This window comes from Agrobacterium albertimagni AOL15, from assembly GCF_000300855.1.
GTDB lineage: Bacteria > Pseudomonadota > Alphaproteobacteria > Rhizobiales > Rhizobiaceae > Allorhizobium > Allorhizobium albertimagni.
Genome location: NZ_ALJF01000014.1, coordinates 89,963 through 100,425 on the forward strand (window position 1 = coordinate 89,963; position 10,463 = coordinate 100,425).

A 10,463-nucleotide genomic window follows, 5' to 3' on the forward strand; every position below is an offset into this window, starting at 1 on the left:
AAAGGGCGGCAGGACGCCGTCGCCACAGACGGCGTAGATGAAGCCAAAAAAGGCAAGATCGAAATCAGCACGCCGACGAGTACGCTCCCAAGCCTGGCGCGCGCGCCACCCCAATTTCACCCCTCCAAGTCCGGAATCCGCAACACCTGCCCCGGATAGATCTTGTCGGGATGGCTGAGCATCGGCCGGTTGGCCTCGAAGATCACCGTATTCTTCGCGCCCTTGCCCTTGCCATATTGCGCCTCGGCGATCTTCCAGAGATTGTCGCCCTTCTTGACGGTGTAGAAGACCGGATCCTTGGCGGCGACCGGGGTCGCGTCCGGCGCTTCGGCGATCGTCAACTCGCCGGCCTCGACCTTGGAAATGCCGAGCGTATTGCCGACGGCGACCACGGCCTTCTCGAAGATCGACTGGTCCTTGACCGTCCCCTTCAGCACCACCTTGTCCTCGACCACTTCGACCTTGACGGCATCGGTGCCAAGCCCGTGCGAGGCGAGTTCCTTCTGCACGGCGTCTGCATCCGGCGCCGCGTCGTCATCCCCGATCCCGAGCTTCTTGCCGGCGCTCTTGATGAAATCGAACAATCCCATTTTCCGTCTCCTCACTGTCTCAACCGTTGATCGGTCAAGACAGGAGAGACCAGCTTCACGACAAACTCAAGAAGCCATTGCTGTTTTATCGAAATCGCATCGAAATGCCTGTCCGGCATCACCCGCCATAGAGGCTCCAGAAAAACCGCGCCGACACAAACAGCAGAAACACCGCAAAGCCCAGCTCCAGCTGCCGCTTGTTCAGCCGATGCGCCAGCTGGGCGCCATAGGGCGTGACCAGCATGGCGATCGGGAAGATCACTGCAAAGGCGATCCAGTTGACATAGCCGGTCGAAAACGGCGGAAGGCCGGCCTCGCCCCAGCCGGCATAGATGAAGCCGAAAAAGGCCGGGATCGAGATCAGCACGCCGACGCCCGATGATGTCGCGACCGCCTGGTGGATCGGCCGACCGTAAAGCGTCATGAAGGTGTTGTTGAACACCCCGCCGCCGACCCCCATCAGGCCGGAAAAGAGCCCGATCGCCGAACCGGTGAGAAACCGCGCTGGCTGGCCGGGCAGTTCCGTTCCCAGATGCATCCGGTTGGAGAGAAACAGCATACGCGCAGCGAGCACCAGGCCCATCACCGCGAAGAACAGTCTCAGCCCCGCGCTGGAGACATAGGCCGCGACCACGGTGGCGGCGAGCGCGCCGAGCGGCACGGCGATCATCCAGCCCTTGAGCAGGTCCATATCAACAGCCCCGCGCTTGCGATGCGCCTGGAACGAGCGGATCGAGGTCGGCACGATCAGCGCCGTCGAGGTGCCGACGGCCAGATGCATGATCACCTCCTCCGGGATCCCGGCATAACCGAAGACCTGGTAGAAGACCGGCACCAGCACCGCACCCCCGCCAATCCCGAACACGCCGGCCAGTAGACCCGCCACGGCTCCGGCCGCCACCAGAAGAGCGACGAAAAACAGGATATCGGCAATCGGCGGCATAGGCTCACTCCGGAGATGGGACCGCCCGGCCGGGCGGCGAGGAAAGCGGCAGGATCGGGCACGGCCCCGCGCGACCGCGGCTGTCGCGGTTGGGCCCCGCACCCTCGTCCAGCCTCTAGGCCCTCCCTGTCGCGCCCGCAAGCCCGCCCTCGGCCGCTCCGGTACGGCTCTTCCACGCAGCGCATCAATTGCAGGCGGATCTGAAGGCTGCACGATTGCCAGCCTGCGCAGCATCGCTCAACGGCACCGCCGGGTTAAGCCCTCGCCCTTGTGGGGAGGGTTGGGAGGGGCCTTGATGTCACGCCGGATCAAAACCGGCAAAGCACGCGGAAAAGCAGGCGGCACGAGCCACCAGCCCCACACCATTAGGCATTTTGCGAATTAGCAACTTAAGCTGCTGCAAACCCTTAGCGGCAGTTCCGCTTGTCGAGATAGAGCGAACAGTCCTTGCCCGCAGGCGCCCGCGCTTTCGAAGACGCCGCCACCCGCCGGCTCGACACCGGCGCCGGATCATCCATGCCGGAATTGCCGCTATCCACCGACAGCGGCAGGATCCCGCCCTCCTCCGGCATCTCTGCCACCTGGGTTTCCGCTATGACCGGCTGCTGAGCCGCGCTCGGCCCCGTGACGATCTGCGTCGGCTCGTCGAAACCGATCCCGTCGACCACAGGCTGACTGGTATTGCCCTCGGCAATCGCCATCGCGCCGGCCTCCGTCACCAGCTGCGGCTGCACCCCGACGGGGCTCGTCGCATCGGCATAACTGACATCGGAATTTCCAGGCTCTGACCCAATACCGAGCGCGCCATCGATGTTGACGCCGCCTTCCGGAATGGCCATGGCGCTCATCGTCCGGCTTTGACCGTCATCGCCGGGCAAAGGCTCCGCCGCCGCCAGCTGAGGCGCGGCCTGCGGTGCATCGCTGTCTGCGAGATTGGGCGTGTCGAGATAGTCGAGCCCCTGGGCGCCACCATTTTGGGCCACCGGCGCCACATAAGCCGCCGCCTCAGCTTGCGGGTCGCCGACGCGACCGACCAGCACACGCCCGTCTTTGCTGCGATCGACCTTGCCGATCAGCTGATCGCCGGCGCGCGGCCCTCCGACATCGGCAAAGGGAATGCGATCGCTACCGGAACAGCCGGCGACGAAAACGACGGAGAAAACGGCAGCCGTGAACCGGCGGCCAAGGGACGAAAACGCAACACTCATTTCACCCTCGATGGCCCCTTATGGGACAACTTTCGCCAGCATAGGGCGTCCCGGCTTAATGCGCCATGAACGAAACGGGGAAGGAATTGAGGGCAAAAACTGAGGCCGGCAGATCGCTCCGCCGGCCCTCATCTGTTCGTCAAGCCTGACGCTTACGCCGCCCGGCGATGCCCGCTCACGGCCTGCGTGGCATTCACCTTCAGGCGCGAGAGCAGCTGGCGAAGATTGTAGCTCTCTTCCGCCAGCGACTGGCCGGCAGCCGAGGTTTCCTCGACCATGGCCGCATTCTGCTGCGTCATCTGGTCCATGTGGTTGACCGAGGTGTTGATCTCGGCCAGGCCCGTCGCCTGTTCCTTGGCAGCGGTCGCGATCGTGTTGACGCTCTCGTTGACGCGGTTGACCAGTGCCTCGATCTCGAGCAGCGCCTCGCCCGTGGAGCGCACGAGGCCGACGCCAGTATCGACTTCGGCTGCCGATGCGCTGATCAGCGTCTTGATCTCCTTCGCCGCATTCGCCGAACGCTGCGCGAGTTCTCGCACTTCCTGCGCCACGACCGCAAAGCCGCGCCCTGCCTCACCGGCCCGTGCTGCTTCGACGCCTGCATTGAGTGCGAGCAGGTTGGTCTGGAAGGCGATCTCGTCGATCACGGAGATGATCTGGCTGATCTTCTGCGACGAGCCTTCGATCCGGCCCATGGCATCGACCGCACTGCGGACGATCTCGCCGGAACGGTTGGCGCTCGACTTGGTCTCGGCCACCATCTGGCGTGCCTCATTGGCGCGTTCCGCCGCCGTGCGAACGGTTGCGGTGATCTCGTCGAGAGCCGCCGCCGTTTCTTCCAGCGCCGCCGCCTGCTGCTCGGTGCGCTTGGAGAGGTTGTTGGTCGCCTCGCTGATGTTGCCGGCCGAAGAGGTCACCACGTCGCTGGTCTGGTTGATCGCCGCAATGACCCCGCCGAGCGAGTCGACCGCACGGTTGAAGTCGTCGCGCAGCTTTTCATATTCCGAACCGATCACGCCGATCTGCACGGTGAGATCACCTTCAGCCAGACGCTCCAGCGCCGAACCCAGTGCATTGATCGCATGGTTCTGGCGCTCGGAAGAAGTACGCAGGTTGAGCTCGTTGCGCTCGCGTTCGCCGTTAAGGCTCGCCTGCTGCTCCACTTCGCGGTCGCGCAGCTCGATGCGTTCGCGCACGCTGTCGCGCAACACGACCAGCGTCTGCGCCATGCCGCCGATCTCGTCGCGGCGATCCGTACCACCGACCTCAATATCAACCCGCTCCTCGGCGATGTCGCTCATCGCCGCCTTCAGACGGTTGATGGGCAGCACAACGCTGCGGACCACGAGATAGGCGCACAGCACCATGCCGATTGTCGCAACCAGGATCAGTACGCCATACTGAATGGCCGTCTGGCGGAAGAGCGCCGCCAGGTCGTCCGAATAGACGCCGGTGCCGACGACCCAGCCCCAGGGCTGGAAGCCGATGACATGCGAGAGCTTTTCGACCGGCTCCTCGAAGCCCGGCTTCGGCCAGTAATAATCCACGAAGCCTTCCTGGCCGGCCTTCACGGTATTGACGAATTCAACGAACAGGAACTTGCCGTTCGGGTCCTTGTTCTGGCTCAGATCCTTGCCGTTCAGTTCCGGCTTGATTGGATGCATCACCATCGCCGGCTGCATGTCGTTGATCCACATATAGCCGTCGGGCTCGTAGCGCATCGCGCCGATGACGTCCTTCGCCCGCTCCTGCGCCTCCTCGCGCGTCAGCGTGCCGTCCTGCTCCATCTTGTGATACTTGTTCAGGATCGCGACCGAGTTGTCGTTGATCTGCGCCAGCCCCATGCGGCGCTCCTGGACCAGCGTGTCATACGATTGGAACAGGCTGTAAGTCAGCGCGCCCACCAGAACCGCCAGAGCCAGTGCGACCAGTGCATAAAGCCGCACTGACAGAGACACCGATTTCATATTCTCCACCCCCATTATGATTGGAATGCTAAATTTTGATATTTATCAGTTCTAAACTCCGTAAATGCGGACCTATCAAATCTGACAGGTTCATTTTCACCCATGAAAATTATTAGTGGCGCCGTGACGGATTCGCGATCTTCTCTGCGTCGCACACAGAGGAGTCTCAACAGAATCATGATCGGCACAATGCAAACACCGACCGGAGAACTGACGCTCAGAACGCTGGCCATGCCGGCAGACGCCAATGCGGCAGGCGATATCTTCGGCGGCTGGGTCATGGCCCAGATGGACCTTGCCTGCGGCATCCGGGCAGCCGAGCGTGCCCGCGGCCGTGTCGTCACAGCCGCCGTTCAGGAAATGGCCTTCGCCATGCCGGTGAAGATCGGCGACACGCTCTGCGTCTATACAGAGATCGCCCGCGTCGGCCGCACCTCCATGACCCTCAAGGTCGAGACCTGGGCCCAGCGCTATCTGACCCATGTCATGGAAAAGGTCACCGAAGCGACCTTCGTCATGGTCGCGCTCGATGCAGACGGCAAGCCGACGCCGGTGCCCGAGGCCTGACCGGCCTCAGCCGGCCATGCTGCGGAAGAAAGCTTCGCAGGCTTCGTCCGACGGAAAGAACATTTCGATCTTGATATCGGCCAGCGCGATGTCATCAGCCGTGCCGAACTGCGTGATCGTCGAGAACATCGGATAGACCATCCCGCCGAAGCGAAAGCACACCGCCAGAACCGGCGGCAGGTCGCCGCCTCCGCCGTGATCGCCCTCTCCCGCCTGAAGAGCCAGCCCGTCGGCAGCGCGATCCAGCACGGGATCGCCGCCAACATGTGCGCTTTCCAGGCGAAAACGGGCCGCCAGATGCCCGGCAACCTCATGCCAGTTCTCCACCAGTTCGACGCCCCGTCCTGGCTGCAGCAGGAAGTCGATGAAGCTGTCGCCGGCCGTAAGCCTGAAGCCTGACAACATGGCGTGACCGCTCGCATTCGCGTCCATCACGGTCCAGTGACGATCGAAGACGAAGGCCGGGTAAGGCATGTGCCCGGCGATCATGTGGCTGATAGCCTTGCGGATCGGCGCCATGGTCACGCTGTCCAGCGGCCGGCGGGCATAGGCCGCACGATAGCCCGCCGCATCCAGCATCAGGTTGCGCTCGGCCCGCGGCACTTCCAGCGCCTCGCCGAGCCGCAGAACCATGGGTCGGCTCGGCTTCGCCCGTCCCGTTTCGAGAAAGGCGATGTGCCGGGCAGAGACATCGGCAACCAGCGCCAGCTGCAACTGGCTCATCCGCCGCTTGCCACGCCAGGTGCGGAGCTGGCCACCGAAATCACTGGTCATGACTGTCTCCTTGTCACTGCGTCGCTCCGGGAATCCGCAATTTCTGGCACAGGCAGCGCGCGCAGTCACTTACGTCTGGAGTAATTGCGGGCGCTACCGGTCGGCGGCCATGGTCACGCCATCGCAACCATAAAGGATGATCGAACATGTCCCATGAATTTGCCGCCACCTGGCTGAAACTCACCAGCCTTTTCATCATGCTGTTGGGCCTGCTTGTCGCCTTCGGCGCCCATCCGGCCACCTCGCTGCCGGCGACCCTTCTCGCCGACGCGGTCTTCTGGCCCTTTGACGGCGCCCAAACCATCGACGCACCGGCGGCCCGCGTGCTCGCGGCGATCGGCGGGGGTGTGATGGTCGGTTGGGGTGTCATGATGTGGCTTATCCTCGACCGCCTGTTGCCGGTCGACCCTCGGCTGACCCGGCTGCTGATGATCGAGTCTGCTCTTGCCTGGTACATTGTCGACAGCACCGGCTCCTTCGTGTCCGGCGCCGGCGTCAATGTGCTGCTCAACACCATCCTCTTGGCTGCCATCGTCCTTCCCGCCTGGCGCATCGGCCCCGATCGGGTCGCCACGGCAGGCTAGGCGGAAGCAGCACAAGATCTGGCAGGAGACGGCGCGGCCAGACCTTGGCCGCGCCTTTTTCTCATCCGCGAAACACGAAGGCGGCGCCCGCAGCGATCAGGGCAAAGCCGATCGCATGATTGATCGTCAGGCTCTCCTTGAGGAAGAACACCGAGAAACCGGAAAAGACGATCAGGGTAATGACCTCCTGAATGGTCTTCAACTGCGCGGCCGAATAGACCTCCGCGCCGATCCGGTTGGCAGGAACGGCGAGGCAATATTCGAAGAAGGCGATGCCCCAGCTCGCGACGATCGCGATCCAGAGGGCGGAAGTCTTGTATTTGAGATGCCCGTACCAGGCGAATGTCATGAAGACGTTCGAGAGCGACAGGAGCAGGATCGGCCAGAGAGCGGCGGGAGAGAGGCTCGGCATGGAGAACTCGTGAGATGGAGGGGGAGATGCAGACGACCCATGAGTCGCCTGCAGATACCTACATATCAAATTGGCTCGAATATGGGACGGGTCATTCTCGTCCGCCTCCGAAACCCGCCCGCGCGCCACCCTCACAACCTGAGGACGGAATCGCGCCTGAAAAGGCCGGAGCGACCGTGCACAAAAAGCGACGCGAACTCACATTTTAGCACCACCAAAAAGTTGCCGATGATTTCTAGTTAAATTGCGCAGAGCCTCGATAACACCCCGTTAAGTCGCTCTTGTTATTGATGTTTTATTGCGATTGGTATGGGTTTTGTTTTATGTGGTTGAACGAGAACCGAAGCGGCGGAACAGTGCCGGCAGTGCTGCAAGCCCAGGTGGCGGACATCGCCGACGGCTATCGCTCCACACTCATCCTGAACCTGATCACACTCACAGTCTGCCTGTTCATCCTCCACATCCAGAATGAGGCAGGATGGGCAAACTTTGTCTGGTACGCGGCGGCGGTCGTCGTTGTCGCGTGCAGGGCCTATGCATTGAATGCGCTCAATCGGCGCGGCAAGCTGTTGTCGGCGCCGCAGAGCAGCCTGACCATCCTCTCGCTCGGCGCGCTCGCCTCAGGCGTCGTCTGGGCCGCCCTACCCTGGACCGTCTACGACTTCGAACCGCTTGGGAGCCATGCCCCGCTCTTTCTGATGATGGGCGGCATGGCGGCCGGATCGGTCATCAAGCAGATCGGCTATACGCCGCTGGCCTTGAGCTACTCCATCCCGATCCTGCTCTCCCTGATGGTCAACCTGATCGGCAACTGGCGCCCCAATGACGTGCTGGTCGGTCTCTGCCTCAGCCTGATGATCTTCGTTTTCATCCGCCGCAGCATCTGGGCGGAGCGCATGTTCGTCAGCAGCCAGGTCGCGCGCCATGAGGCGACCACACTTGCCGACAGTCTGACCCGTGCCAACAGCGACATCCTGCGCCAGAACTCGCGGCTGGAGGCTCTTGCCAACCGCGACACGCTAACCGGCCTTGCCAACCGCATGTTCTTTCACGGACGCCTCGCCGGCGACATCGCCCGCGCCGCCGTCGTCAAGGAACAGGTGGCCCTGCTCATCTTCGACGTCGAGCGCTTCCAGTCGATCAACGACACGCTCGGCCACAGCGCCGGCGACGCCCTGCTGCGTGAGATCGCGAACCGCCTTTCCTCGATCGTCGAGGACGGCAGCCTCATCGCCCGCCTCGGGGGCGATGAATTCGCCGTGGTCGTCAGCGGTCCGGATGCCCTGCATCGCGCCCGCACCCATGCAGCCGCCGTGCTCGAGGCAAGCCGCCGGCCGATCCACTGGCACCAGCGCCAGGCCGTCGTCGGACTGAGCGTCGGCCTCGCCGCCTATCCCGATCACGCCGACAACGCCGAAGAACTGCTCGCCTGCGCAGACATGGCGCTATACGACGCCAAGCGCGCCGACCGTCGCCAGCTGCGCGAGTTCGACCCGGATCTCCGCCGCAATGCCGAACGCAAGCGCATCATCGAGCAGGACCTCGACCGCGCCATCCAGACCGGCGCCATCGGCGCCTGGTTCCAGCCGCAGGTCGACTTGACCACACGCCGCATCACCGGCTTCGAAGCGCTGGTCCGCTGGCAGCATCCGCAGCTCGGCTTCGTGTCACCACCGGAAATCGTCAACGCCGCACGCACGGTGCATCTGTCCGAACAGCTGACCGCGAGCATCGCCCGCGATGCCTGCCTGCTCGCCCGCCGCCTGCCCGAATTCGGCCTCGGCGATGTCACGGTGGCGCTGAACGTCTCGCCGCGCGAATTCGCGCTCTATTCCGTGCCCTGCATGCTGCAGCGTGTCACCAGCGCCCATGGGGTGGCACCGTCCGCACTCGAGATCGAGATCACCGAGGAAGCCATTCTCGACCCCGCTTTGGCCGACGACCAGTTGAAGCGGCTGGAACAGGACGGTTACAAGCTCGCCGTCGACGATTTCGGCATGGGCCACTCCTCGCTCGCCTATCTCATCGGCCTGAAGGTCGACCGCCTGAAGATCGACCGCAGCTTCGTCAAGGACGTCGCCCGGAGCGAGACCAACCAGAAACTGATCTCCGCCATGGTCAGCCTCGGCCAGTCCCTCTCCCTCGACATCGTCGTCGAGGGCGTCGAGACACCCGAAGACGCCGCCATCCTCGCCCGCCTCGGCTGCAGCATCGCCCAGGGCTACCTCTTCGCCCGCCCCATGCCCGCCAGCGCCCTCGACACCTGGATCACCGATCACCAGCCAACCGCGCTCAAGCGCAAGACAAGAGCGAAACATCTGTCGGTGGCGTGATCGAACGCTGGTTGCGTCCACCGACCACGGCTGCATAGTGGCGAAGCGAAATGACTCGGGACGGCCATGGCAAAGGCGATTTTCTACCACAAGGACGGGAGCGGCTATAAGGATGTCCGAGGACAGCTTTATCACTTCCCGAAGATGTACCTTTCCCGAGTGCAGCAAGCTCTGGGTGACTGGATCGTCTATTACGGACCCCTGACAGGCATGCCGAGTCGCTATTACTCCGGTCTTGCGAGGGTCACTGCAATCGATGACGACCACGATCTCCCGGACCACCATTACGCCAGGCTGGCTGACTACATCGATTTTGACCGTCCACTGGACTACCGCGAAAACGGAGGGTTCGAGCGACAGTTGGTAAGCCCCGATGGAAGCATCAACCCCGGGCGCAGCGTCCAGGCAGTCCGAGTGATCAGTGACGGTGAATTTGCTGCCCTGGTGAACAGGGGCCTGTCCGAACCCGATGAGTGGCCCCAAAGGATCGACCAGGCGGGAGACAGTCATCTGCCAGCCGCCCCCCTGACCTACTTCGAAGTCGATGAGCCGGCGCAAGCCGACTATGTCGCAGACGGCTATGAACGGCCGATCATTGCCAGCACAATCAATCGCCCCTTCCGGGACGCCAAGTTCCGCCAGCACATCCGCCGAGTCTACGATCGAACCTGCGCCTTCACCGGGCTTCGATTGATCAACGGCGGAGGACGTCCCGAAGTGGAGGCAGCCCATATCGTGCCTGTCGAGCGCGGCGGAAACGATTCCGTGCAAAACGGCATCGCTCTCTCAGGCACCGTCCACTGGATGTTCGATCGCGGCCTCCTGTCATTGGCAGACGACTTCACCATCCTGCAGTCCCGCCAGCTGAACGAGGACATCTCCCACCTCTTGGTCAAGGACGGCAAGGCGCTGGTCCCGACCGCCCTACATCTGCGGCCGCACCCGCATTATCTTGGCTGGCATCGCGACAACGTCTTCAAGCATTGAGACCCTTTCCCTCCTGCCACCACGCTGGCAAGAACCACCTCTTCCTGTTGCGTTTTTGTTCTGATTATCCTGGCCCGGCCCCTTCCCTTTGCCGCAGC

10 protein-coding genes are annotated in these 10,463 nt (G+C 63.0%); 4 read left to right on the forward strand and 6 right to left on the reverse strand.

Annotation, left to right across the window (positions count from 1 at the left end):
* Positions 1 to 116: 116 nt before the first annotated feature.
* The 4 genes from lysM to QWE_RS18900 form a co-directional block, all read right to left on the reverse strand.
* Positions 117 to 590 carry a peptidoglycan-binding protein LysM gene (lysM, locus tag QWE_RS18885; RefSeq protein ID WP_006727774.1) on the reverse strand — a complete coding sequence of 158 codons (474 nt, stop codon included), beginning with the start codon at positions 588 to 590 and terminating at the stop codon, positions 117 to 119.
* 118 nt (positions 591 to 708) lie between these two features.
* On the reverse strand, positions 709 to 1,533 hold the full coding sequence (locus QWE_RS18890) for a sulfite exporter TauE/SafE family protein (protein WP_006727775.1): 825 nt from the start codon (positions 1,531 to 1,533) through the stop codon (positions 709 to 711).
* Between the two features lie 407 nt (positions 1,534 to 1,940).
* Positions 1,941 to 2,741 carry a hypothetical protein gene (locus QWE_RS18895; RefSeq protein ID WP_006727776.1) on the reverse strand — a complete coding sequence of 267 codons (801 nt, stop codon included), beginning with the start codon at positions 2,739 to 2,741 and terminating at the stop codon, positions 1,941 to 1,943.
* A 152-nt stretch (positions 2,742 to 2,893) separates the two neighbouring features.
* Positions 2,894 to 4,708, reverse strand: coding sequence for a methyl-accepting chemotaxis protein (locus QWE_RS18900; protein ID WP_006727777.1), 1,815 nt, complete (start codon positions 4,706 to 4,708; stop codon positions 2,894 to 2,896).
* Positions 4,709 to 4,885: 177 nt separating this feature from the next.
* Between QWE_RS18900 and QWE_RS18905 the strand changes: the two genes are divergently transcribed.
* Positions 4,886 to 5,275: an acyl-CoA thioesterase gene (locus QWE_RS18905; protein WP_006727778.1), complete on the forward strand. Its 390-nt coding sequence runs from the start codon at positions 4,886 to 4,888 to the stop codon at positions 5,273 to 5,275.
* Between the two features lie 6 nt (positions 5,276 to 5,281).
* Here the strand turns inward: QWE_RS18905 and QWE_RS18910 are convergent, their stop codons facing one another.
* The gene (locus tag QWE_RS18910) at positions 5,282 to 6,049 is read right to left on the reverse strand and encodes a helix-turn-helix transcriptional regulator (protein ID WP_006727779.1); all 768 of its coding nucleotides are present in this window, start codon (positions 6,047 to 6,049) and stop codon (positions 5,282 to 5,284) included.
* A gap of 146 nt (positions 6,050 to 6,195) precedes the next feature.
* On the opposite strand from QWE_RS18910, the gene QWE_RS18915 reads away from it, so the two are divergent.
* Positions 6,196 to 6,633, forward strand: a complete 438-nt coding sequence (locus QWE_RS18915; RefSeq protein WP_006727780.1) for a hypothetical protein — start codon at positions 6,196 to 6,198, stop codon at positions 6,631 to 6,633.
* Positions 6,634 to 6,694: 61 nt separating this feature from the next.
* Here the strand turns inward: QWE_RS18915 and QWE_RS18920 are convergent, their stop codons facing one another.
* Positions 6,695 to 7,045 (reverse strand): DMT family protein, encoded by a 351-nt coding sequence (locus QWE_RS18920; protein ID WP_006727781.1) that lies wholly within the window; start codon positions 7,043 to 7,045, stop codon positions 6,695 to 6,697.
* Between the two features lie 323 nt (positions 7,046 to 7,368).
* Here QWE_RS18920 and QWE_RS18925 point away from each other — a divergent pair, with 323 nt between their 5' ends.
* Together QWE_RS18925 and QWE_RS18930 are read left to right on the forward strand one after the other, a co-directional pair.
* Positions 7,369 to 9,378, forward strand: a complete 2,010-nt coding sequence (locus QWE_RS18925) for a putative bifunctional diguanylate cyclase/phosphodiesterase (protein ID WP_240532584.1) — start codon at positions 7,369 to 7,371, stop codon at positions 9,376 to 9,378.
* A 66-nt stretch (positions 9,379 to 9,444) separates the two neighbouring features.
* The gene (locus QWE_RS18930; protein WP_006727783.1) at positions 9,445 to 10,365 is read left to right on the forward strand and encodes an HNH endonuclease; all 921 of its coding nucleotides are present in this window, start codon (positions 9,445 to 9,447) and stop codon (positions 10,363 to 10,365) included.
* The last annotated feature ends 98 nt before the right edge of the window (positions 10,366 to 10,463 follow it).